23 protein-coding genes are annotated in these 24,531 nt (G+C 28.9%); 3 read left to right on the forward strand and 20 right to left on the reverse strand.

All coding sequences use genetic code 11. From position 1 onward, the window contains the following. Positions 1-175: 175 nt before the first annotated feature. The 12 genes from holA to DQN46_RS05160 form a co-directional block, all read right to left on the reverse strand. On the reverse strand, positions 176-1,156 hold the full coding sequence (holA, locus tag DQN46_RS05105) for a DNA polymerase III subunit delta (RefSeq protein ID WP_111743241.1): 981 nt from the start codon (positions 1,154-1,156) through the stop codon (positions 176-178). After that, positions 1,156-3,081, reverse strand: a complete 1,926-nt coding sequence (locus DQN46_RS05110; protein ID WP_111743242.1) for a ComEC/Rec2 family competence protein — start codon at positions 3,079-3,081, stop codon at positions 1,156-1,158. Before DQN46_RS05110 ends, holA begins: the two co-directional genes overlap by 1 nt. Continuing rightward, positions 3,081-3,545 (reverse strand): ComE operon protein 2, encoded by a 465-nt coding sequence (locus DQN46_RS05115; protein ID WP_004631695.1) that lies wholly within the window; start codon positions 3,543-3,545, stop codon positions 3,081-3,083. The genes DQN46_RS05110 and DQN46_RS05115 overlap by 1 nt, the downstream gene beginning before the upstream one ends. Before the next feature lie 2 nt (positions 3,546-3,547). Continuing rightward, positions 3,548-4,180, reverse strand: a complete 633-nt coding sequence (locus tag DQN46_RS05120) for a helix-hairpin-helix domain-containing protein (RefSeq protein WP_004631684.1) — start codon at positions 4,178-4,180, stop codon at positions 3,548-3,550. 141 nt (positions 4,181-4,321) lie between these two features. Next, a complete protein-coding gene (gene mnmA / locus DQN46_RS05125) occupies positions 4,322-5,434 on the reverse strand; it encodes a tRNA 2-thiouridine(34) synthase MnmA (protein WP_004631682.1) in 1,113 nt (370 codons plus the stop codon). Then, positions 5,434-6,558 carry a cysteine desulfurase family protein gene (locus DQN46_RS05130; RefSeq protein ID WP_111743243.1) on the reverse strand — a complete coding sequence of 375 codons (1,125 nt, stop codon included), beginning with the start codon at positions 6,556-6,558 and terminating at the stop codon, positions 5,434-5,436. The genes mnmA and DQN46_RS05130 overlap by 1 nt, the downstream gene beginning before the upstream one ends. A gap of 156 nt (positions 6,559-6,714) precedes the next feature. After that, complete coding sequence (locus DQN46_RS05135) at positions 6,715-7,785, reverse strand: hypothetical protein (RefSeq protein ID WP_004631679.1); 1,071 nt, start codon at positions 7,783-7,785, stop codon at positions 6,715-6,717. 98 nt (positions 7,786-7,883) lie between these two features. Next, the gene (gene tsaD, locus DQN46_RS05140) at positions 7,884-8,918 is read right to left on the reverse strand and encodes a tRNA (adenosine(37)-N6)-threonylcarbamoyltransferase complex transferase subunit TsaD (RefSeq protein ID WP_004631676.1); all 1,035 of its coding nucleotides are present in this window, start codon (positions 8,916-8,918) and stop codon (positions 7,884-7,886) included. Then, positions 8,905-9,357: a ribosomal protein S18-alanine N-acetyltransferase gene (gene rimI, locus DQN46_RS05145; RefSeq protein WP_004631675.1), complete on the reverse strand. Its 453-nt coding sequence runs from the start codon at positions 9,355-9,357 to the stop codon at positions 8,905-8,907. The genes tsaD and rimI overlap by 14 nt, the downstream gene beginning before the upstream one ends. Then, on the reverse strand, positions 9,341-10,009 hold the full coding sequence (tsaB, locus tag DQN46_RS05150; RefSeq protein WP_004631673.1) for a tRNA (adenosine(37)-N6)-threonylcarbamoyltransferase complex dimerization subunit type 1 TsaB: 669 nt from the start codon (positions 10,007-10,009) through the stop codon (positions 9,341-9,343). The genes rimI and tsaB overlap by 17 nt, the downstream gene beginning before the upstream one ends. Further along, complete coding sequence (gene tsaE / locus DQN46_RS05155; RefSeq protein ID WP_004631672.1) at positions 10,003-10,458, reverse strand: tRNA (adenosine(37)-N6)-threonylcarbamoyltransferase complex ATPase subunit type 1 TsaE; 456 nt, start codon at positions 10,456-10,458, stop codon at positions 10,003-10,005. The genes tsaB and tsaE overlap by 7 nt, the downstream gene beginning before the upstream one ends. 180 nt (positions 10,459-10,638) lie before the next feature. Further along, the gene (locus tag DQN46_RS05160) at positions 10,639-11,229 is read right to left on the reverse strand and encodes a nitroreductase family protein (RefSeq protein WP_111743244.1); all 591 of its coding nucleotides are present in this window, start codon (positions 11,227-11,229) and stop codon (positions 10,639-10,641) included. Between the two features lie 186 nt (positions 11,230-11,415). Here DQN46_RS05160 and DQN46_RS05165 point away from each other — a divergent pair, with 186 nt between their 5' ends. Beyond that, on the forward strand, positions 11,416-11,775 hold the full coding sequence (locus tag DQN46_RS05165; RefSeq protein ID WP_111743245.1) for a winged helix-turn-helix transcriptional regulator: 360 nt from the start codon (positions 11,416-11,418) through the stop codon (positions 11,773-11,775). Between the two features lie 8 nt (positions 11,776-11,783). After that, the gene (locus DQN46_RS05170; protein WP_111743246.1) at positions 11,784-12,275 is read left to right on the forward strand and encodes a hypothetical protein; all 492 of its coding nucleotides are present in this window, start codon (positions 11,784-11,786) and stop codon (positions 12,273-12,275) included. A gap of 35 nt (positions 12,276-12,310) precedes the next feature. On the opposite strand, the gene DQN46_RS05175 is transcribed toward DQN46_RS05170, so the two are convergent. From DQN46_RS05175 to DQN46_RS05210, 8 genes are all read right to left on the reverse strand, one after another. Further along, complete coding sequence (locus tag DQN46_RS05175; protein WP_040461375.1) at positions 12,311-13,408, reverse strand: hypothetical protein; 1,098 nt, start codon at positions 13,406-13,408, stop codon at positions 12,311-12,313. 35 nt (positions 13,409-13,443) lie between these two features. Then, positions 13,444-14,604 (reverse strand): ATP-grasp domain-containing protein, encoded by a 1,161-nt coding sequence (locus tag DQN46_RS05180; protein WP_111743247.1) that lies wholly within the window; start codon positions 14,602-14,604, stop codon positions 13,444-13,446. A 118-nt stretch (positions 14,605-14,722) separates the two neighbouring features. After that, positions 14,723-16,033, reverse strand: a complete 1,311-nt coding sequence (locus DQN46_RS05185; protein WP_111743248.1) for an isochorismatase family protein — start codon at positions 16,031-16,033, stop codon at positions 14,723-14,725. A 144-nt stretch (positions 16,034-16,177) separates the two neighbouring features. Then, entirely contained in the window at positions 16,178-18,472 is a 2,295-nt protein-coding gene (gene secD / locus DQN46_RS05190) for a protein translocase subunit SecD (RefSeq protein ID WP_111743249.1), read from the reverse strand. Between the two features lie 120 nt (positions 18,473-18,592). Beyond that, a complete protein-coding gene (locus DQN46_RS05195) occupies positions 18,593-19,426 on the reverse strand; it encodes a Cof-type HAD-IIB family hydrolase (RefSeq protein ID WP_004631651.1) in 834 nt (277 codons plus the stop codon). Between the two features lie 3 nt (positions 19,427-19,429). Beyond that, positions 19,430-19,861, reverse strand: a complete 432-nt coding sequence (locus tag DQN46_RS05200) for a GtrA family protein (RefSeq protein ID WP_004631648.1) — start codon at positions 19,859-19,861, stop codon at positions 19,430-19,432. A 176-nt stretch (positions 19,862-20,037) separates the two neighbouring features. Beyond that, positions 20,038-21,603 (reverse strand): peptide chain release factor 3, encoded by a 1,566-nt coding sequence (locus DQN46_RS05205; protein ID WP_111743250.1) that lies wholly within the window; start codon positions 21,601-21,603, stop codon positions 20,038-20,040. 20 nt (positions 21,604-21,623) lie between these two features. Then, complete coding sequence (locus DQN46_RS05210; RefSeq protein WP_224207400.1) at positions 21,624-23,138, reverse strand: UDP-N-acetylmuramoyl-L-alanyl-D-glutamate--2,6-diaminopimelate ligase; 1,515 nt, start codon at positions 23,136-23,138, stop codon at positions 21,624-21,626. Positions 23,139-23,288: 150 nt separating this feature from the next. On the opposite strand from DQN46_RS05210, the gene DQN46_RS05215 reads away from it, so the two are divergent. Continuing rightward, positions 23,289-24,464, forward strand: coding sequence for a class I SAM-dependent methyltransferase (locus DQN46_RS05215; RefSeq protein ID WP_111743251.1), 1,176 nt, complete (start codon positions 23,289-23,291; stop codon positions 24,462-24,464). The last annotated feature ends 67 nt before the right edge of the window (positions 24,465-24,531 follow it).

Raw genomic sequence — 24,531 nt, forward strand, 5'->3', positions numbered from 1 at the left:
CTTTTCCTTATAATTTTTCTTAATTATAACATTTTATAAAAATATAATAAATAGATTTTTCAGAATTTTTGAAATCTTTTTAGAAATTTTTAAGAAAAATAGAATTCAGATTTAATTGCAAAATTAAATCTAAATTCTGTTTCTTAAGTTATGTTTCTTTATAACTTGAGCTTTTCTATTCCAATCCATCTATTAACTTATTTATAAAAAGATCTAAAATCAAATATTTATCCATGTAAGATGACTTTAGTAACTTATCATAGTCTGCAGCAATAATCATACTTCTCATAATTTTTTCTAAATCATAATGAGAAACCATTTGTGCCGCTAACTGAACTCTGTATGGATGAATCCCCAATTCTTTTGCGATTTCTTTTTGAGAATAATGCTCGTTTAGAAATACTTTTACCTTATAATAGAGTCTAAGTTGCTCGCTAATTAATGAAAGTAAAAATATCGGTTCTTCTCTCTTCAAAACTAGCGAATTATATACTTCACGTAATTTTTTGTAATTTTTCCCAAAAAGTTCATTTGTTAAACTAAAGACATCATAATCTAAACTTCGCGTGCATAACAACTCTATATCTTTTTTAGAAATTCGGCCTATTTCCCCACAATAAAGAACAAGTTTTTCTAATTCTTTTTTTATATTAGCTAAATCCAACTGCGTGTAGTCTACTAAAAATTGAGCATCAGCTTTTGATATTTCTAATCCCAATTCTCCCACTTGTTTTACTATGTAATCAATAAGTTGATGTTCTTTAAAATTAGAAAACTCTTTTACTTCACCAATTTCTTTTAATTGTTTAACTATTTTTTTTCGACTATCAATTTTTTCAGAATTTTTTAGAATTAAAATAACTTCATCATTTATATTCTCTAAATATTTGGTCAAAACATCTACGTTATGTTCAACTTTAAGTTTTTTCGGTTTTGCCAGTAAGAAATTACAGTTTTCAGCTACTACTACTTTCTCATTACCGAATAAACCACTACTTCTACACTCATAAACTAATGTTTCTAGTGTATGGTCATTCATATTTATTTTTACACGATTAAATTCATCTACTTCTTTTACATAATTTCTAGTAATTTCTTTTTCATAGTCATTTACCGCTTCAAAATTTTCACCGTAAATCACATAAACATTTTTCATCAATCATCTACCTCTATTTTAAATTCTCTATCTTTTCCTTTTACACTAAACTGTCGTTCACCGTAATAAAATTTTATTGTTCCTAAATCAAAACCTGTATTTTCTTTTATTTCAATAACCTTTATACCTTTAAATTTTACAAGTTCGATTATTTCTTTGAGCTTGTGTTTATTTTTATCTAGGACTATTACTTCGTTAACCATATCTTTTCCCACAAGTTCGCTTGCATACCCTACCTTATCTCTTTTAAAACTCGTTAAAACAAGATAATCAATTTTTCTCTTCCCTTCATAATTCAACATTTTATTATATTCGTTTATTATATCATATTCTACGTCTTTTTTTCGAAAATCATTATAAAAATTTTGTATATTATTAGAGGTATTAACTAATAAATTATGCCTTCCCCCTCTTACATAATAAATTTCACCTTTACCAATTTTCACCTCTTCTATTTTATCTTCTCCTATATAGCTAAAACCTAAAAGCGTAAAGAATAGTAATAGTACTCCTAAAGTTGCTAGTAAAAATTTATTTTTATTAAGATAAATTAATATACCCAAGATAAAAATAAAAATTATAACTCCAACATAATTATTATGTCTACCTATTACCACTGGTGAAAAATTTAAAAATAAATCCTGGATTTTATCAAAAAAACTAAAGGAAATATTCAAGATTGGTTTGAAAATTACATTAAATATTGTTGAACTAAATAAAAACACAACATAACTTATAAGAACTAACGGAAAAATTACTAAACTAAATATTGGAACTAAGAATATATTACTTATTATTGAAATATAAGAAAAAGTATAAAAATTCATGACTAAAATTGGCAAACTAGCTAAAGATGAAACTAGACTAATTTTAAAGCCTGAAGTAAAGATATTTTTTGATCCACTTAAAAAATCATCCGACATAAGCAAACAAAACGTTATTAAAAATGATAACTCAAATCCTATATCAAATATTAATAATGGATTAATAAACAACATTAAGATAAACGTTGTCAGTAATGCCTCCAGTTTTGTCATATCCTTCTTTCGGAAAATAATATAAAGCATAATCATGCCCCCTGCACGTAAAACAGATGGACTAAAACCACTTATTAACATATAAAATGGGATAACTAAAAATACTATTTTCTCTATTATTTCTACACTAAATCGTAACCTTAACAAAATGAAATAAATCAGCGAAATCAATACCCCTAGATGCAAGCCAGAAATTGCTAGTAAATGACTCGTTCCTAAATTTTTATAGTTAATAATCTCATCTTTTTCTAAATATGCTTTATCCCCAAAAATAAGTGCTTCTATATAGCCACTTTTATCAAAACTAATCTCTTTATGAATTTTATTCCCTAGACTAATTCTCCATATTTTTATTTTCGAAATAATTCCTTTATTTTCTTCAAAATTCTTAATATCATTGACTTTTACGTTTTTAAAAATACCCTTATTTTCATTATATTTTTTATAATCAAAGGAATAAAAATTTTTCTTTTCACCAATATCTTCTATATCAGCGTTTACTTTTAGCATTCCACCCTGAAAGTATTCTTTAAAAAATGTTTTTTCTTTTTCATCTTTAAGAATATAAGTGAATAGAACTTTTTCCTTATTTAATTTCGCAATACCTTTTAAATAATTGCCATTCACTTGAATTCTATCATCTATTGTTAAGATTATATCTATATTTTTTTCATCAGATATATGTGTGGTATTTGTTTTCTGTTCATATGCTCCCCGAATAAAAAATGCCAAGAAAACTATTATACAAATAATAGTTTTCCTAGCATTAAGGTTTTTATTTTTCCAAGTTATTAGTAGAAAAATAATTATACATAGCATAGATATTAAAAAATTATAATTTAATAATACCGCCCCTAATGCTAGTATTGCTAATTGTAAGTAATACATTACTTATTATCCAAAAGCCTTTCTACTACAGAATTGACATCATAGTCTACTTTTCTTACTATAATCCCAGATTTTTCTAATAACTCTCGAGCATATTCATTATTTCTATAATCATTTGCATAGCAAATTTCTTTTATCCCAGCTTGAATTATTGATTTTGTACAGTTCAAACAAGGAAAATGTGTTACATATATTGTAGCACCTTCTGTCCCTACTCCAAATCTTGAACATTGAAGTATCGCATTAATTTCAGCGTGTATTGTTCTCACACAATGTCCCTCAACAACTTTACAACCAACATCGATACAATGCTCATCTCCTTTTATTGATCCATTGTATCCTCCAGATACTATCCTTTTATCTTTAACGATAGTCGCTCCTACCGATAATCTACTACATGTAGATCTTAATGATAATAAGTGGCTTTGTGCCATAAAATATTCATCCCAACTAATTCTTTGCATAATTATACCTCTATTTTATCTTTAATTTTATCAAAAGTAGCTTTCCCTATACCTCGTACTTTTGTTATATCTTCTTTCCTTTTGAATTCCCCATTTTTTTCTCGATAGGCAAGTATAGCCTCAGCTTTAGTTTTTCCTATTCCAGATATTTTCATAAGTTGTTCTTTACTTGCTGTATTTATATTTATAATCGCATCATTTGAGTTACCTACACTAGAAGCTTCCCCAATTTGCTTTGGCTTCTCTCCCTTTTTCAAAATGTAAATGACCATCTGATCTCGTAACTTTTGGCTAAGATTTATATTAGATGTATCAGCATCTTCTAATAATCCTCCAGCCTCTTCAATTATATCCTTGACTCTCTTTTCTTTTGTAGTCTCATAAACACCTGGATTTTTTACAGCACCTTTTACATCAACAAAAATTTTGTTTTCATCCTCTTTTTGCTCCCCATTTTGATTATCTTCTGAGGATTTTTGAACATTAAAGTTTATATTATCATTATTACCCGATGATGAACTACTGAAATAATAAAACCCTGCCGCTACAAATAACACACTACATAAAAATGCAGCTGCTATAATTTTAAAATTTTGTTTTAAAAACAAAATTATTTCTTCTTTATTAAATTTCACAATTATTCCCCCAGTCTCTTATATTATAACACCAAAACAATAAAAGTGGTACTAGATTTAAGAGAATAAAATTTATTTCTTAGACTAATACCATAACAAAAAAGATAACTACGATTTTTTCGTAATTATCTTTTTTATTATTTATACTTGCAATTTTTCCCCGTCTTTATAAACTTCATCAATTATGGCTCCGCCTAAACAAACATCTCCGTCATAAAAGACAACGGCTTGTCCTGGGGTTACCGCACGAACTGGGTTTTTATAAACAACTTTTACTTTATCATCCTCTAATATTTCTACATCTACTTCAGTATCCGGTTGACGATATCTGAATTTTGCTGTACAAGTAAATTTATTAGGTTGTGGGTCTTTAGTTGTAAATGAAAGCGAGCTTGCTAAAAGACTATCAGAATATAATTTCTCATTGTGGAATCCTTGACAAACATATAGAATATTTTTTTCTAAATCCTTACCACAAGCAAACCATGCTTCACCATCTGTATCTTTTGTTCCACCAATTCCTAGCCCATGACGTTGTCCTATAGTGTAGTGCATAAGTCCTACATGCTCGCCACGAATATTACCATCAAGGTCTACCATTTTTCCACTTTTTGCTGGTAAATATTGAGATAAAAATTCTCTGAAATTTTTCTCACCAATAAAACATATTCCCGTTGAATCTTTTTTCTTCGCAGTCGCAAGACCTGCTTCTTCCGCTATTCTTCTTACATCCTTTTTCTCAAGTTCTCCTACAGGAAATAAAATATTTTTAATTTGATGTTGTTTTAATTGTGATAAGAAGTATGTTTGATCTTTGTTGTTGTCCACACCACGTAAAAGTAATCTTTGATTATCTTCATCTTTTACACGAGCATAGTGACCAGTTGCCACATAGTCAGCCCCTAAATCTTCCGCATACTCTAAGAAAACTTTAAACTTAATTTCTTTGTTACACATAATATCTGGGTTTGGCGTACGACCTTTTTTATATTCATCTAAAAAGTATGTGAAGACTTTATTCCAATATTCTTTTTCAAAATTTATTGAATAATATGGAATATCTAGTTGCTCACAAACCTTAATCACATCTTCATAGTCTTTTTCAGCAACACAACCTCCACGATCATCTTTTTCTTCCCAGTTTTTCATAAAAACACCTATAACATCATACCCTTGTTGTTTTAAAAGATATGCTGTTACTGATGAGTCTACTCCTCCGCTCATACCAACTACTACTTTTTTACCATTACTCATTAATTATCCCTTTCTTTCAATCTATTTTCTAATCTTACAATTTTATCAATAACAAAATTTAAATCTTCCTTTGTAATATCAAAGCCAATACTTATTCTAACTGAATGACTAGCTCGCTCTATATCATACATCTCTGTAATAATTCGACTACCTTTTATATTCCCAGAACTACAAGCAGAACCTCCAGATATATAAATATTCAATGAATCTAAATACGTAATAAGTCGTTGTGATTCAATCTTCTTAAAATATATATTCATTATATTAGGAAGTGAATTATCCTTTAAGCCATTAATTTCAAACTCTACTTGGTTTTCCTCTAGTTTATCAAGAAAATAATTTTTCAATTCACGAAGTTTTGAGATTGATTTTAATGTTTCATCTACACAATCAGCAAGAACTAATGTTCCAAGTAAATCACTTGTTCCTGAACGAATTCCATGTTCTTGTCCTCCACCCAAAATAAACGATTCTACCTCACCATTTTTTGCATATAAAAAACCAAAATTGTTAAGAGCGCCAATTTTATGTGCGGAAACTGATGCAAAATCTAAATTTAAGTCAGAAACATCTATCTCTACCTTTCCAAATGCTTGAACAATATCACTATGTAATAAAATATTCTTACCTTTAATTATTTCTGAAATTTCTTTAAGCGGATTTATCATCCCTGTTTCATTATTAGCAAGCATAATAGAAACCAAAACTGTCTTATCATTTATTTTCTGTCTTAATTCCTCTAAATCAATTATTCCTGTTTTATCTACACTTAATTCATGAACAATAAATCCATATTTTTCTAAATGTTTAGCACTTGATTTAACTGATGGATGTTCTATAGACGAAATAATAATTTCTCCACCAGCAAAACGATTTAGTACATGGTTGAAAACTGTATTATTACTTTCTGTTCCACCAGAAGTAAATATAATTTCTTCAGGTTTTGCACAGATTGATTTGGCAATTTTTTCACGTGCTTCTCTAAAAAGCTTTTCATTCTTTTTTCCTAAAGTATGACCACTGCTTGGATTAGCATAAATCTCTTTCAATATATCCAAATTTTTCTCAATAATATCAAAATGTTTTCTTGATGTTGCCGCATAATCTAAATATATATTCGCCATAACATCGCCTCCTAATATTAATCATATTATATTTTAACATAAATAATAGCCGAATAAAATCAATATCGCTTTATATCTACTAAAGATGTTTTTATTACTATACAATTAAAAATATTAATCCCTTTCTTCTTATTATAGAAAGGGATTATTCTGTATCTATTTAGTTTTTATTCTAGTCTTGGTCATTAATATTATTAATCCTGCTAAAACTCCTGCAGCATACAATAATTCATTAAACAATCCTACTATATTATAATTATCAAAAATTAATCTAAGATATGTCAAATAGAAAAATGTCATTGGGTAAAACAGTAGTCTTACAATTCTATCAACAAAAGACTTTTTCATTACACTAAGACAAACACCGATTATAATCGTTACTATGATAAACAAAACAGAAATATATATTTCTCCTACAAAATACATTGTAATAATATATATCAAACTTAGAAAACTTATTAATTTAAATATTACAAAATATAACTTATAAATAAACTCTATGGAATTTTTCAATTTAAACAAAGTGTTAATTATAATTAAAATTACAATATAAATCCCAATAGTAAATTTAAATTGATTTTCAATACTATAGTCAAATCCTTGTGTATACAATAACGTAATATTCATGTACAAATATAAAACTATTATCGGTATATACACCCACACATATGCTAGAAATTTACCATTTTCAAAATAAGGTATTTTCCACTCAAAGAGATACTGCCTATCTGATATTTCAGCTACAAGAGCACTTATAAAACATCCTGCAATCAAATTAAAAAGTACTTCTCGATAATTTAATGGAGTAAAAAATAATAAAATGAAATTAGCTATAGCAAAAAATCCCACCCCCAAAAATCCACCAAAATAAATTATTAAGGTTGCTGGAGTATTCCTTCTTATTCTTTGCTCATAGTTATCAAAATATGTCTTATTTTCTAAAACTATGTAATCATATATTCTTGAAATATTTGAAACATCTCTTTTATTTTTTAATATCCCAGCTAATAATGATCTTATCGGAAAAAATTGAATTTTTGTAAAATCAAGCTCACATAATTCCACCCAAAAATCATCATTCATGTTAGGCTCTTTAGTAACTATTTTAGAAAGTTCTTTCCATTTTTTTAAATCATTTATGTTACTGTTTAATTCTTTTACTAATAACATTGCTTCCTTGTGATTTTCTTTTGCTACAGCTGTTTTATCATTAATACTATAATTCACTTACTACCTCTCTATATCCTTAATTATTCAATATCTATAAATAATTTCTTATCAACTAATATATTTAAACTTACAATCTACATCACATAGAAAATAAACTATTTATTAATTTCTTCCAAGTCTAATGTTGACTTCGCATTTAACGTTAATGGATTTGAAAAAATATTATTTTTATAGTAATAATATCCTACCGCTCCCATCATCGCCGCATTATCACTGCAATAACTCATTTTTGGAATTAACACTTCTATTCCTAATTCTTGTTCAAGTTCTAGTACTTGCTTACGAAGCTCACTATTACCTGCCACACCTCCAGCTAGTATCAACTGCTTGACTCCTAAATTAATTATGGCCTTTTTAGTTTTTGTAATTAAAACTTCCACTACTGCCATTTGGAAACTACATGCCAAATCTTCTGGTACTATTTCTTCACCACGTTGATTAGCATTGTGTACAAAGTTGATAACCGCAGACTTCATTCCTGAAAAACTAAAATTATAATCATTACTATCAATCATAGCACGTGGAAATTTGTATTTATCCTCACCTAGTTTTGCAAGTTTGTCAACTTTAGGTCCACCAGGATATTCTAGATTTAATTGCCTTGCCACCTTATCATATGCTTCACCTACCGCATCATCATGAGTAGAACCAATAATTTCGAAATTAAGTTCGTCTTTTAAATAAACAAGTTCAGTATGTCCACCACTGACTACTAGAGCCAACGATGGATAAACTATATCATTATCTATATTACTAGCATAAATATGCCCTGCAATATGATGTGCTGCAATTAATGGTTTATCAAGAGCATAACTTAATGCCTTAGCAACATTTACACCTACTAACAACGACCCTATTAACCCCGGACCTTGCGTTACGCACAATGCATCTATATCAGAAAGTGAAGTCTTAGCTTCTTCAAGTGCTTCTTCAACAATTTGAATTACTACTTCTATATGCTGACGGCTAGCAATTTCGGGGACAACTCCACCAAATTGTTTATGAGTTTCAATTTGGCTACTTACAATATTCGATAATACTTCTTTACCATTTTTAACAACAGCAACCGACGTTTCATCACAGCTCGTTTCTATCGCCAATATATTTATCTTTTCTTTAAAATCGTTCATTACTAAAATCCCTTACCATTACATAGGCATTTTCACCATTATTTTTGTAATAATTTTTTCTAATATCAATTGTAGCAAATCCTGATTTTTCATAAATAGTTATTGCCGGCATATTACTCACACGCACTTCTACTAAGGCTTTTTTCACACCTTTTAATTTTAGCACCTGCATTATATAAGTGAAAAATATCTGACCAAGTTTTTTATTTTGATGAGGTTTGTCAATGACAATTTTATTAATTTGATATTCGTCCGACACTAACCATCCACCACAAAAACCTATCATTTCTTCATCGTTAAATAATCCATAATATTCTGCGTTTGGATGTTCTAATTCACTTTTAAACATTTCCTTTGTCCATGCATCTTCAAAATTATCAATATCAATTTTTGAAAGTACTTCCAAATCATTAACATCTACTTTATTTATTTTTATCATTTTCTAGTTCCCTCTCTGCTTCTGTTTTCCTTAAATATTGTGGTTTCATATTATAACTATCAACAATTTCTAAACTATCATAAATTTTGACAACATTTGCTGCACTTACTTCATTCTTGTTATTTTCTGCCAACAATAGTTTTTCTTTTAGTTTTTTTATATCACGTCCCACATAAACAAATTGTTCATCCTTGTTTTTTAAAAAGTTATTTAATTCTTCTAAAGAATAATAATCTTCTTGCAAAACTTCTATTAATTTTTTATTTTCAACTTTATATACTGCTGCAAAAACATTATTACGACGTGCATCAATAAGTGGTACGATTAATTTATTACTTTCAAACTCCAAAAGTGCTTGAAGTTTTAAACTTGAAACAACTTTCAGTGGCAATTTTAAAGTATAAGCTAATGTCTTACATATAGCTGCAACAACACGAATGGCAGTATATGAGCCTGGACCATTACTTGCAATTATTTCTGTTAAATCTTTTTTGCTTTTTCCTGCATCATTTAAACAATTATCAATTTCTTGTAAAATTATCGTTGATAAATTGTTGCTGCATTCCATATTTCGTTGTGACAGTACCTTATTATTCTCTAGACATGCAATCGAACAAAAACCATTTGATGCTTCTACTACTATACTTACCAATTTTCACCAATCCTTTCCTCTATTTTTCTATATTTCTCAGTTGCGATTATCTTTACATTACGTTCTTCACCATTAAGTCGAATATTGAAAACTAATTTTTCTAGTGGTAGAAATTCTTCTATAAATTCTCCCCATTCTATTACACATACATTGTCTTCATAAAAAATGTCGTCAAAACCTAAATCTTCATCACTGTCTTCTAAACGATATGCGTCAATATGATACAAGCGACCAGCCGGAAACTTATATTCTTTCATAATGTTAAATGTCGGAGAATTTACAACAGCTTTTACTCCTAAATATTCAGCCAAATATTTTGTAAAAGTCGTTTTCCCTGCCGCCAAATCACCATTTAACATTAAAAGCAACTTATTATTTTCAATTGAATCAGCAACTAATTTTGCTAATTTTTTAGTGTCTTCTAAATTTTTAATTACTATATTTAACATGGGATTTAAAATTTTAGACCTTTCAAAAATTTATTTATTAATAACATCTATTATAATAACACATTTAAAGACTTATTCCAATATACTAAGCATAAAACCACTATCTAAAATATTCATTTAAGTAACATAAAGAAACTTCCCAAAGTAGTATTTTGACTTTAAGGGAAGTTATATTTTATATTATTTTACTACTCTTACACGAGCTTTTCTTTCTATAGGTGCTGCTTCTTCAACTATTTCGCCAAATGGCATTTGTGCTCGTAAAACTAGGTTAGAAGGAATATTCCACTCTTTTGCTACTTTTTCATCAATTAGTGGATTGTAGTGCTGTATATTTGCTCCTACTCCAGCTTCTGCTAACGCATTCCATACTGCAAATGATGCAATACCTGTTGATTGTTCAGACCATATTGGGAAGTTATCAGCATATGATGGAAATTGTTCTTGTAGGCCTTTTACAACATTATGGTCTTCAAAGAATAAAATTGTTCCATATGCTGCCGCAAAATTATCAATTTTCCCTTTCGTTGTAGCTTTAGCTTCATCAGTTGGTAACAGCTTTGCTAATTCAGCATAAGTAATATCCCAAAGTTTTTGATGATTATCACCTAATAAAACTACTGCGTGAGCAGTGTTTGAATTGAATGCACTTGGTGAATATTTCACTGCGTTATCAATTATTTCTATTACCTCTTGTTCAGAAATCGGTAAATTTTTTCCTAATGCATATACACTACGTCTGTTCTGATATAAATTTTTCGCCTCTGTCATTTTTTATTCCTCCAGATTATTTAGCCTCTTGCTAAATATTTCTTTTTGTTTTATAATTTATATATCTAATTATAATAATGTATATTATAATAAACAAGTACGATTTTTTACAATAGTTAGTATCTTTTTTGATAGTAATGTATTGTATCAACTATAAATTAATATAAAAATTTTAGGAGTTAAAATATGAAAGATAAAGAATTATTTGGAGCATGTCCTTTTTTTACGACACAAAAGCTATTAACAGGAAAATGGACAATTTTAATACTACACATTTTGGATAATGGCGAAAAAAGATTTAATGAACTTCAACGTGAATTAGGAAATATTACACAAACTACTCTAACAAAACAGTTAAAGCAACTAGAACAAGATGGACTTATAAATAGAAAAGTTTATGCTCAAATCCCTCCGAAGGTAGAATATAGTCTTACTGATATCGGTAAAAAATTTAAAGGTGTTCTTAATGAACTTGAAAACTGGGGTGCAGATTACATCAATTATTTAAAAGAAAATGAAAAACATCCTGTTCACAATATCATGTAGGTGTGTTTATGAATAAAGTAGAAAAAATAAAAAATAAATTAATGTTGCTTAACGATAACCAGCTAGATATTGTTGATCGATTGATAAACTCATGGCAACCAAAACAAAATAATATTGAGACAAGTGAGGATACTGTAAAGAAAATATATGAAAATACTATATCTCCTATCGAAGACCCACTTAAAAATTACTCAAAAGAAGAACTTTTAGATGAGTATGGTGTTTTATTTTATAATCAAAATGAAGAGAATAACATAGAAGAGATAGATATACAATATAATTTTGAAGATAAAAAACACAATCATGAGGATAAATATAACAATCTAGATATTTCAGCGCTTATTTCTAACAAACCTACCTCATCCAACGAAAAAAATTTAAATATTGATGATTTTGATCCACTATTTCCTGATACAGACTTTGATTCATTAACAGATATAAGTGATTCGAAATATGATGACTTAGATTTCAGCGCCTTAATTTCTAACAAAATAAAATAGAACCAAGTTTGACTAACTCAATCTTGGTTCTTATTTTATATTTTTTGTTCTATTTCAGATGTTATTAAACTCTCGATATAGTTAATATACTTTTCATCTATAATTTTTGCATATAAATGAGGACTTCTATGTAAAATCTTCCTAGCATCTTCTAAATAAGCTAATGCCTTTTGAGGGTTATTTTTAACACGCCATTCATATACTGCCAAAATAGTTTTATTTTGAGGTTCTTTCGCTTTAAGACGCGCACTAACGTATTTATCCTTCATCAGTTTTTCTATAATTTCTGATTCAGGCTCAAATAAACTCGCAAACATCACTAAACTTCTCATTACCTCTATTTTATATGGCAATATTAAATCTGGATTTTCTAAATAAAGTTTTAGTAAGCCATCATAAACTTTTTTTAATTCGAATTTATCTTGATTATATTCTATTTCTAAAAACTTTAAGTAATCTGTTATATGCGTCGCTTCCTTTACTCTTAAGTTTTTTATTTTTTCTAATACTTCTGGATGTTCTACCACATAAGATTTTCCAAGTATTGCATAAGCTGCACTAACTAAACTCAAATGAATTGCATATCTATTTATTTCACTTCTCAAGCAAAGTTTAAAACTCATTCCATCATTAAATCCTATAGGAATTGCATTAGTAATTGCAAAAACTAATCCGATTAAAGTAAATATCAACATATATACACTAGGTGCTATAATCCATCCTAATAACGAAAATATTATATTAAATAGCACTCCACCAGCTAAATATAGTTTATAGGGAAATGTCCCATTTTCAAGCTTTGGTGGCTCCATTAAACATTGTCCCGCTGTTCCCTTTGTTCCCTGAATTATTTTGAATTTTATTCTATTTTCTTCATCTTTGACTATCGCAAAATTAAACGCCTTAAAACTTATAAATTTATAACCACTTAGTAAGCCAAAAAATAAGTGACCTGCTTCATGAATTATAATTTGTAAAATAATGCCAAATAATAATGTTACAATTATTAAATAAATATTTGGTGCTTCTTGTGATGAAAGTTGTTCCCCTGCATAGTATCCGATTAAATTTCCTACACCATATCCTAATCCAATAATAACAATATATAACAAGATTTTGAACTTTTTATTCACCTTTACCCCTTTCTTATAGACTATCACAGTTTATTTTATATTTTTTGAACATAGTCCATGACTTCATTAATTTGATTTTTATTATCAACTGATATAATTATTATAATGTCACCCATTGCTGTTGAGAAAACTTCTGGGACATAAAAAATCATACGTAACTTATGTAGATATTTAGTTCGTATTTCATCTAAAGAATACATATAGTTATACTTATTTCGTCTAGATAACGCTATAGTATATTTATTTGTTGAAATTTCAGGTACTCTATTATCCAACACTATATCAGCATAAATATTATATAAAGAAATATTATAAGAATAATTATATAAATCTACACATGTTCCACCAGCAATACGATTATTATATTCAAGAGCGATATACTCACCATCCGGAAGTCTAAAGAACTCTATATGGAAAAATCTTTCTCTCATACCAAATTTATAAACTATCCGTTGACCTAATTCTTTTAACTTTGGATCAATATTTGGTTCAATAATATTTGCATAATCCAATCCATTATTGACCAAGTCAAGTGTAGGTTGTGTATAAATAAAACTTGTCTCAAATACAATATCTCCATGTTGATTGATTAACCCATCATATGTACAAAGAACGCCATTTTCCACAAATTCTTCAAAAAAATAACTTACCTTTTCATTCCATTCATTAATAAACTCTTCTACATCTCTTTGAGTTAATAATTTGTATGTATTGGCAGAACCTACACCATTATCTGGCTTAGCAATAAGTGGTAATTCCAATTTTTTCAGAATACCATTTAATTCTTCTTTATTGTTAGCAGCATAACCCTTGGCTACTCTCGCCCCTGCTTCTTTAAACATAGTCTTCATTTTTGATTTATATTTCGTAAATTCTAACTGTTTAGGTTTAACTCCATAAACATTAAAATCTTCGCGTAACCTAGCATCTAGTTCAAGCCAATATTCATTGTTAGATTCTATTCTATTTATTTTCCCATGTTTGTATGTTAAAAATGCAACTGCTCGAAAGACTTCTTCATAATCTTCTAAGTCATTAACTCTAAAGTATTCTACCAAGTTATCCTTTAATGTTTGACTTAATGCATCATAACTTTCTGATCCCACTCCTAATACATTAATACCTTTTTCTTTTAATTCTTTCGCAAAGAACTCTTGACTTATTGGAAAGTTCGGAGATACTAATAAATAATTCATAATTTTTTCACCCTACCCTTCTAATTTTGTTATTATTCTATCATAAAAGTTAAATTTTTTCTATACATTTCCTGAAAAACGTATATTAAAAGGCTTTGGAATAATCCAAAGCCTTTTTTTATTCTTTTACTCTTACTGTAAGTTGTTCTAAATATTTTTTAAGTGTACTATCAATTTCATCATCCATACCTTTAGTTGCATTTAGATCTACTTTAATTTCTACTTTTTCATTATATGTTTGAGTCATAATGATATTACTTAATACGCAAATATTCGATACAACACCGCAAAACTCAACTTCCTCATAATCACTACGACTTATATATTTTGCTAAATCAATGCTACCAAAAGATGTTTTATTGAAAACTTTCTTAGCATATTTTTCATATTTTGCTACTTCACCATATAACCCATGTCCTTCTGTATCAATTATACAATGTTCTATTGGGATATATCGACCTTCTCTTGTAGTTAAATAGTTAGTATAATGCGTATCTTTTGTAAACATTATATCTTGGTTATCTTGTCTATATTTTTCTATTTTATCTACAATAACTTTTTCTAATTCCCTTGCACGCTCGACTGTTAGTGAGCCATCAACAAAATCTTTTTGATAATCTACTACTACTAACAATTTTTTTGTAGTATTATTTTTCAATGTAATTCTTAAATAACATAAAAATGAAATTACTAATAATATTACTGCTAGGTAAAATAAAACTTCAGTAATAAATTTCGGATGAAACATTGGTGCAGTTGAACATTTATAAATTATTACTGCTATCGAAAAAATAATAGGCAGAATAAAAATTAATACTCTCTTTTTAATGAATGCTGAAAATTCTCTAGTTCCTAATTTTTTGTAAATTAAATATATAAATAATCCAACTAATCCAAATAACATTGCTAATGTTCCATATTTGTGCATTAAATGGAATACAGGTTTGGCACTAGGCCCTAAAACGTAACCTAAAGTAGTAAATGTTCCTACCCAAGCAATTCCTCCAAAGGTAGAATAGATATGGAATCTTTTTGCATCCACTTTTGTTATCCCAGAAAAATATCCTAATATATGACGAACTCCAGGTAGATAATATGCAATTATGATTACTATGTTACCATATTTATTAAAGAATTCAGACGCTTTTGTCATTCTGTAAGGCGTAAGCCCTATATATGAACCATATTTTTCTATAGCTTTAACTCCTAATCGACGTCCCACTTCGTAAGATAGCTGCATTCCTATTATTGTCCCTAATGCACTTGCTAATATCATTCCTAAATAACTTGCATGTCCTCCATAAGCCATAATACCAGCAAGAAGCATCATTGTTTCACCTGGAAGCGGCAAAGCTGCAAATTCTAAAATCATTGATATAAACAATATCAAATATACATGTTCAGTCAATAGTTTAAACAACATTTCCATTTATAAACTATTCTCCTTATTAAAATTACTTTTAAATTATATCATATTTAATTTTTCTTATCTACTCTAACATATTTAACTAATACTTACTTTAAACAAAATAAAATCTGAAGATAGAAAAAATTCTACCTTCAGATTTTCTTATTAAACTAATACTTTATCATTTTCTTTTCTCTCTTTTGGAGATTTACGAACTGATACTTCTATTTTTCCTTTTTTATTTAACTCTCTAACTTTCAACACTGCCCATAGTTGTGCGGCGATGAATAGAGATGAGTAAAGACCAAATATAAGACCAATAAGTAATGCTACATTAAATGTATAAATTGAGCTACTTCCTACTAATAACATAACGACAACTGTAATAATAACAGTTAATACAGTATTAATAGAACGAGTCAATGTTTGACGTAATGATACATCAACAAGTTTGTAAATTTGCTCTTTTGATGTCAATACTTTTTCATGACGCATATGTTCTCTAATCCTATCAAATGTAACGATTGTATCATTAATAGAATACCCGACAATTGTAAGAACTGCAGCAATAAACGTAATATCGACTTCTAAACGTAAAATACTTGTTATAAATATAATTACCGCTACATCGTGTAAAAGAGCTATTACACTTGTAAGTCCCATTCTCCATTCGAATCGGAATGCAACATAAAGAATAATACCGATTGAAGCATACATCAATGCAAACAATGCATTTTTTGCAAGTTCTTTACCTATTACTGGTGATACAACGCTTAGATTAGCATCTTTATTGTATTTTTTAGAGAAGTACTCTTTTATTTCAATAGCTTTATCTTGTGCAAAACTATCTTTAGAATGAACAGTTACTTGTTTTTTATCTGGTGTTAAAACAATTTTTTCGTCTTTCACTCCAAGCGATGATAAGTCTTGTTTTACTTGTTCAGTTGTAAGTTCAGTATTTGATGCTACGTCAATACGTGTACCACTAGAAAAATCAATTCCTAAGTTAAGTTTAAACATTCCTAAAGAGATTGTCCCTGCAATCATAATTGCTATACTAAATGCGAAGAATTTTTTCATGTTTTTTGTAAAACTTAACCATTCAAATTTTGTATTTAATTTTAATGAATTAATTCCAAATTTAGATTCATGAATTGATTTTTTATTAACTCCAAAATATTCTGGTCTATTATTAAAGATATTAGAATTTACTAATAAACTTAATAATAATCTTGTACCAAATACAGAAGTTATAAAGCTGACTAGAATTGATAGTAATAACATTGTTGCAAAACCTTTAACACTACTTGTACCAAAGATAAACAGTACTATAGCTGCTATTACTGTAGTAAATTGAGAGTCAAAAATAGTCCAAAGTGATTGACGCGCTCCATCCAGATATGCTTTCTTAAGTGGATATCCTGCACGAACTTCTTCTTTAATTCTCTCGTACATAATAATATTAGCATCAACTGCCATACCCACCCCAAGAATTAAGGCTGCAATACCTGGTAACGTAAGAACACCTGAAATCATGTTAAAGAACACAACTGTAATATAAACATAGGCTACCATCATTACACTAGCTACAAATCCAGGTACACGGTAAACTATTAGCATAAATAAACAAATAATACCAAGTGCGATAGCTCCTGCTAATACTGTTTGACTTAATGCATCTGCTCCAAATTGAGCTCCAACTGAGTTTGAATAAATCTCAGTAAGTTTAACTGGTAAAGCACCAGAGTTAAGTAATGCTGCCATTTCTTTAGCTTCTTTTACTGTAAAGTTTCCTGTGATTTGAACATCTTTTGAGTTAATAGTTTGACTTACTTGTGGTGCTGAAATGTACTTAGGATTACTTTTAGCAGATTCTGCTTTAAACGAATCACCTTCGTTAAAGTCCATCCAAATTACCATTAAGTTTTTACCTGCACCACGTTTACTAATTTCAGAAGTAATATTTCCGAATTTTTCACCATCTTTTAATTTTAAATTGACATCTGGTTTATTATTTTGATCAAAACCTTGAGAAGCTCCATTTTCTTGAAGATCAGAACCATCTAAAAGTATCTTATCATCTACATCACGAATTGTTAAATTAGCTTGTGTAGATAAAACTTTTCTCGCTGATTCTTGATCCTTAACTCCTGCAAGTTCTACCCTAATTCTATTACCAGATTCTACTGTAATAACTGGTTCGCTTACACCTAATATATTAATACGTCTACTGATTGTATCGGCTGTTGCTTTAACTGCCGCTTCATCTATAGTTTGACCGTCTCTTAGAGGCTCTACTTGATATAGTACCTCAAATCCTCCTTGAAGATCTAGTCCTAGATTTACTTTTTGTGCATTAGTTTTTGTAGTTAAACCAATTGAGGTTAAAATAATAACTACTAAAGACAGAAAGGCAAGTATTCTACTAGACTTTTTCTTCTCATTTCTTCTTCCTCTCATGAAAGTTCTCCTTTGTTTTTTTCATTGTACTCGACAATAAATAATTTTTGTTTTTTACTTTTAGTATAAATTAATACGCTATATACTAATTTATCAAATTTTATCAAACTTCGCAAGTACTTATTTTATTTTTTTATAGTAATCTTCCACATACTTTATTACAGAAAAATCATTATTATTACCAATGACTTCATCACACATATTTTGAATAGCCGTACTTGCATTATCTGGACAAACACTCCATCCAGCTACATCAAACATTTCTTTATCATTGAAATTATCACCAAACACTACACATTTATCTATTGGATAATTATAATGCTGTGCCAACTTTTCTATTGCAGTTCCTTTGTTACAACCCTTTGGCATTATATCGAAAAAATCTGTTGCTGAGAAAGTTCCATCTACATCTAATACTTTACTAACTTTTTTATAGAATTTTTCAACTTTCTCATGATCCTTTGCAATCATCATTATTTTTTGACAATCTTCTTTATTCTTTTTTATTTCTCCTATAATATCATCATGAATATACATTGGTGTTTTTAATTCATCAGGCATATTTTCTTCTAAACGTTTCATACGCGCCATACTAAACGACAACTTGTTACAATAAATATAGTTTAATGTATAAACGTGAAATTCTATAACATCATCATTTAACTCTTTAAACATATTGTATATCGTTTCAACTTCATCTATAGTAAAACTTTTTTGATAGACTATCTCTCCTGTTTTTAAGTTTCTGATTAAGCTACCATTGTTGGAGATAACTACATCATTCATCCCCAAATTATAATAATAGTGTTTAACTGCAATATCAGGTCTTCCAGTCGCTATGATAAACTTACTTCCTTTATCTTGCAATTTTACTACTACATCTTGAGCGTTAGGGGCAACTTCTTTTTTGTCATTTAAAAAAGTTCCATCCATATCAGTAATAAACCACTTCATAAATTATTTCTTCTCCTTTGTAAAAACTAAAAATTTACTAATCACATAATTAGCAACAAGTACTACAAATTGAATAATAAATTTAGCCAAATAGGCATTCATTCCTACATAAATAAATAATTCAACTCCAAACACTTCAATTACTAAAGTCGTTAATCTGGCTGTGAAAAATTTTGAAAGTTCATAAAAAACCTTTTTAAATCCTACAGCTTTTGAGTTGAAGACATATTTTGCATTGACAAAATACGCGAATAAAATTGACAGTGTTATCGATATTAAATTGGCTGGCATTACTTCCATACCATAATAATACAAAATTGCATATGTCACAAAGTTTACTAATGTTGTACAAACTCCAAAGAAAATGTAATTAACAACACTTTTATATTTTGGTTCTTTGTAGAGTTCCAGCATTTTTTTTATTAAATTTTTCATACTATCCTCTTTAAATTTAAAATTTTGCTAACACTTTATTATATACCTAGAATAACTTTTTTTCAAATTTTTATACATAAAAATCAAGGAATGACTAGCAATCATAGTTTCTTAAAACCTGTTTATTTAGTCATTCCTTATAAGGTATATTAACTTTTTTACTATTAGTTGATATTTTACAACTTGCTAAATAATTTCACTTCTGGATATTTGTCATTAAACCAGTTCATGGCGAAATCATTTTCGAATAGGAATACATAATTATCGTATAAATCTTTTACTAAAATACTACGCGAACTCGACATATTTTCATTAATTGAATCTTCGTTTTCTATCCAACGAGTTGTCTTTTGCCCTATTCTCTCCATTATAACTTCTGTATTATATTCATTTTTCATACGATGTTCAAATACTTCAAATTGCAACTGACCTACTGCTCCTAAAATTATTTGATTTGTATGTAAGGTTTTATAATATTGAATTGCACCTTCTTGAACAAGTTGTTCCACTCCTTTGTGGAAGTGTTTTTGTTTAAGAACATTTTTCGCAGAAACTTTTACGAAAATTTCTGGTGTGAATGATGGTAATGCTTCAAACTCAACTTTTTTATTTTGATAAAGTGTATCTCCTATTTGATAATTTCCACTATCATATAATCCAATAATATCTCCAGCATAAGCAACATCTACTGTAGCTTTGTCGTCCGCCATAAAGTTTGTTGAACGAGATATTTTTAATTTTTTCCCTGTACGTGCAAGAGTTACGTCCATTCCACGATTAAATTCTCCTGAACACACGCGCAAGAACGCTATTCTATCACGATGTTTTGGATCCATATTAGCTTGAATTTTGAAGATAAATCCTGAAAATTCAGCATCAGTTGGTTTAATATCTTCCTCATGTATGCCACGACGACCTTTTGGAGTTGGTGCATTATCTACATAATAATTTAAGAAACTTTCTACACCAAATGAAGACAATGCTGAACCGAAGAATACTGGTGTCTGTTCTCCGCGAAGTTGTTTTTCATAATCATAATCAACACCCGCTTCTGTAACTAAAATCATATCTTCTACGCACTTTTGATACATTGCATCTTGTGCGATTGGGTTATCATCCACAATATTATATTCACCATCTAATTCAACAAAGTCGCTATCTTCTTTAAATGGTTCAATATAATGATTTTTTCTATCCATAATCCCAAAGAAGTTTTGCCCCATACCAACTGGTAAATTCATAGGATATGTTTCAATTTCTAGCTTTTCTTCAATTTCTTCTAACAGCTCTAGTGGATCTTTTATCTCACGGTCAAGTTTATTAATAAATGTAAAGATTGGAATACCACGCATACGACAAACTTTGAATAGTTTTAGTGTTTGTGCCTCAATCCCTTTAGCTCCATCAATAACCATCACCGCGCTATCTACCGCCATAAGTGTACGATATGTATCTTCAGAAAAATCCTCGTGTCCCGGTGTATCTAGTATGTTTATGATTTTATTATCATAATCAAATTGCATTACAGAAGAGGTAACCGAAATCCCCCTTTGTTTTTCTATATCCATCCAGTCACTTTTTGCATATTTACCTGTCTTTTTACCCTTTACAGTACCCGCCTCTCTTATAGCTCCTCCAAAAAGTAATAGTTTCTCTGTTAAAGTTGTTTTCCCTGCGTCAGGGTGAGAGATAATCGCAAACGTTCTTCTTTTTTCTACTTGTTCTCTAATCTTTTCTATCACGTCTTTTTCCTTTCAAATTTCTACTTCACATTAAATTTCTTTTTAGCTTCTTCTATCGCAACTACTGGGTCAGAATGCCAAACCTTCTTGCCACCTCGAAGAATTTCATAATCTTCGCGACCTTTTGAGGCAAGTATTACAACATCCCCTGGTTCAGCCAACTGAATAATTCTTTTTACTGCATCCGTTCTAAACCATACTTTTTCGTAGTTTTTATGTGTCATACCTTTTTCAATTGTTCCCATAAGAACCTCTACATCTTCATCACGTGGACTATCTGTCGTTATTACTACATAATCAGCTTCTGAGATAATTTCACCAATTAACGGTCCTTTAGAAATATCACGTCCCCCGCCCATTCCTGTCAGCAATAAGGTACGTTTGTTTTTTCTAATTTCACGAGTTGCTTCCAATAATTTTTTATAACCATCTGGAGTATGCGCAAAATCACTTATGATATCAATCGGTAAATCTTCTCCTAAAATCTCCATACGTCCGTATAAAGCTCCTAAGTTCGGTAAAATATTTACCAATTTTTCTACTGAATATCCTTTTAACCACACCGTTATAAGAGCAGCTAGGACATTACTTACCATAAAATCTCCAATATAATTTGTCTGACACTCGTATTCACCTTCTGGTGATTTTAAGGTAAATGTCGTTTTATATCTTCCATTTTCACTATATTGTTTTATATTATACGCATAAAAATCTGCTGCTTCATCCAGCACTGAATAATTTATTTCTTGATGGTATAAGCATTTTGACATAATACTATAATACTCATCATCTTTATTTAATACCCCATACTTAGCTTCAGAAAAATTATTTCCTAATGTTGAAAACAATAAGCTCTTATCATAAGCATAAGTTTGCATATCACCATGGAAATCCATGTGTTCATATGTAAGATTAGTAAAAATCGCAACATCTATATCAACATTGTAAATTCTACCTAATACCATCGCGTGTGATGATGCTTCAAATGCTAAATTTTTAATATCTTCACGATGTAATTCACCAATTTTGTTATGTAAAGTTACTACATCAGGAGTTGTATTCCCTAAATAAATTGGCTCATCATCGTTTTTCCCAAAACCATTTGTTCCAATATAAGAACTACTTTCTCCTAATTCACGTAACATATTGTGTACTAATGTTGAAATACTCGTTTTCCCATTCGTTCCTGTTACTGCAACAGTATGAACCTTGTTCCCTGAATTTATTTTTTTTGCAAGCATACTTGCAATTTTTTCGATTTCATGCTCTTTTACAACAACAACGGCACAATCTTGAACGTTATAATCTTCGTAACGACTTGCTATTACTAAGGCAGCTCCTTGTGCAATTACCTTTTCTATATAATTATGGCCGTCTACTGTATAGCCCTTAATTGCAACAAAGACATCACCTTTTGTAATTTTTCGTGAATCTTGAGAAATATTATTTACTTTAGTTGGTAATGATCCATAAATGGTTTTTATTTTTATATTTTCAATAATATCTAATATATTCATACTATCTACCTTTTTCATATTTTCTAACTACTAAATTATACCACGCATAAATGTAATACTCAACAGAATAACAGAGTTTGATTTAATTATTTTTTTAATTTGCCAATTAAAACAAAGTATTGTAATATGGAATATAAATAATATTTAATACATTCTCAAGGAGAAACTATGAATCACGAAATAATCTCGGAATTATTATCTCATATAAAAAATAATAATCTTTCCAAAATAACCTTTTCTAATATTCGTAATAAAGAATCAGAACTTGACAAAGTTATTGCAAAACCTGTTAATATTAAAAACAATATTAATATACAATTTGAATATCGTTATAAGCGTATAATAAAACATGAAAACATCATTACAGCAAATGTAGATAAAATAAAAATTATGCTCGAAGAATTATTTTCTCTTGCAAAAGATATTAGTGTTATTACTAGTGACGAAATCATCAATATAAAGATTTCTAAAAAGTTTAAAGTTAGTATAAATAAAAAGAAAACAGAGAAAAAAAATATATCTTTTGAGCATAATACTAGTAAAGAATACTTCCTAGATGAAAAACAAAAGTATGATTTTCTAATTGAATTAGGTATTCAAAATAAAGAAGGAAAAATCTTAAAGGCACGCTATAACAAATTCAGACAAATTAACAAATATTTAGAATTTATTAAGCATGCGACAACTCAGCTTGATACTAAAAACCAAATTACAATTTTGGACTTTGGTAGTGGCAAGAGTTACTTGACTTTTTCTGCGTATTATTATCTAACAGAAATTCTTAAATTAAATGTCAAAATTATTGGTATTGATTTGAAAAAGGAGGTCATTGAAAATTGTAATAACATCGCCAAAAAACTTAATTTTAATAACCTAGAGTTTATTTATGGAGATGTCATCGACTATGAAAACAAAAATAAAATAGATATGGTTATCAGTCTTCATGCATGTAATACGGCTACAGATATCGCCTTACTAAAATCCCTAGGTTGGAATACAAAAGTATTTTTTGCCGTTCCGTGCTGTCAAAAGGAAGTAAACAGTCAACTAGATTCGACCTTTATTCCATTTATGCTAAAGCATGGTATTATAAAAGAAAAATTTTCTACCCTTCTTACTGATTCTATTCGTAGTGAGGTGTTAGAAGTATTTGGTTATAAATCAGATATCGTTGAATTTATTTCAGAAGAAAACACACCAAAAAATCAACTTATTAGAGCTTACAAAACAACAGATAAAATTAATTTTGAAAAACTAGTCTCTCTAGAGAGATTTGTAGAATCTTTGAATATTAAAATGTTCTTACTAGATGAAGTAAAAAAATTAATTAATTCAAAAGAATAATCCTGAAATTTTGTAATACGAAATTAACTATTTTGGCATATAAAAAATCACCTGTGATATAATCTAT

The organism is Gemella morbillorum (genome assembly GCF_900476045.1).
In the GTDB taxonomy this organism is placed as follows: Bacteria; Bacillota; Bacilli; order Staphylococcales; family Gemellaceae; genus Gemella; species Gemella morbillorum.

Bases quoted from the DNA above. Each gene is read 5' to 3' on its own strand.
- holA (WP_111743241.1), bottom strand. From the start codon at position 1,156: ATGAAAAATGTTTATGTGATTTACGGTGAAAATTTTGAAGCGGTAAAT.
- DQN46_RS05110 (WP_111743242.1), bottom strand. From the start codon at position 3,081: ATGTATTACTTACAATTAGCAATACTAGCATTAGGGGCGGTATTATTA.
- DQN46_RS05115 (WP_004631695.1), bottom strand. From the start codon at position 3,545: ATGCAAAGAATTAGTTGGGATGAATATTTTATGGCACAAAGCCACTTA.
- mnmA (WP_004631682.1), bottom strand. From the start codon at position 5,434: ATGAGTAATGGTAAAAAAGTAGTAGTTGGTATGAGCGGAGGAGTAGAC.
- DQN46_RS05130 (WP_111743243.1), bottom strand. From the start codon at position 6,558: ATGGCGAATATATATTTAGATTATGCGGCAACATCAAGAAAACATTTT.
- tsaD (WP_004631676.1), bottom strand. From the start codon at position 8,918: ATGAACGATTTTAAAGAAAAGATAAATATATTGGCGATAGAAACGAGC.
- rimI (WP_004631675.1), bottom strand. From the start codon at position 9,357: ATGATAAAAATAAATAAAGTAGATGTTAATGATTTGGAAGTACTTTCA.
- tsaE (WP_004631672.1), bottom strand. From the start codon at position 10,458: ATGTTAAATATAGTAATTAAAAATTTAGAAGACACTAAAAAATTAGCA.
- DQN46_RS05160 (WP_111743244.1), bottom strand. From the start codon at position 11,229: ATGACAGAGGCGAAAAATTTATATCAGAACAGACGTAGTGTATATGCA.
- DQN46_RS05165 (WP_111743245.1), top strand. From the start codon at position 11,416: ATGAAAGATAAAGAATTATTTGGAGCATGTCCTTTTTTTACGACACAA.
- DQN46_RS05170 (WP_111743246.1), top strand. From the start codon at position 11,784: ATGAATAAAGTAGAAAAAATAAAAAATAAATTAATGTTGCTTAACGAT.
- DQN46_RS05180 (WP_111743247.1), bottom strand. From the start codon at position 14,604: ATGAATTATTTATTAGTATCTCCGAACTTTCCAATAAGTCAAGAGTTC.
- DQN46_RS05185 (WP_111743248.1), bottom strand. From the start codon at position 16,033: ATGGAAATGTTGTTTAAACTATTGACTGAACATGTATATTTGATATTG.
- secD (WP_111743249.1), bottom strand. From the start codon at position 18,472: ATGAGAGGAAGAAGAAATGAGAAGAAAAAGTCTAGTAGAATACTTGCC.
- DQN46_RS05195 (WP_004631651.1), bottom strand. From the start codon at position 19,426: ATGAAGTGGTTTATTACTGATATGGATGGAACTTTTTTAAATGACAAA.
- DQN46_RS05200 (WP_004631648.1), bottom strand. From the start codon at position 19,861: ATGAAAAATTTAATAAAAAAAATGCTGGAACTCTACAAAGAACCAAAA.
- DQN46_RS05210 (WP_224207400.1), bottom strand. From the start codon at position 23,138: ATGAAAAAGGTAGATAGTATGAATATATTAGATATTATTGAAAATATA.
- DQN46_RS05215 (WP_111743251.1), top strand. From the start codon at position 23,289: ATGAATCACGAAATAATCTCGGAATTATTATCTCATATAAAAAATAAT.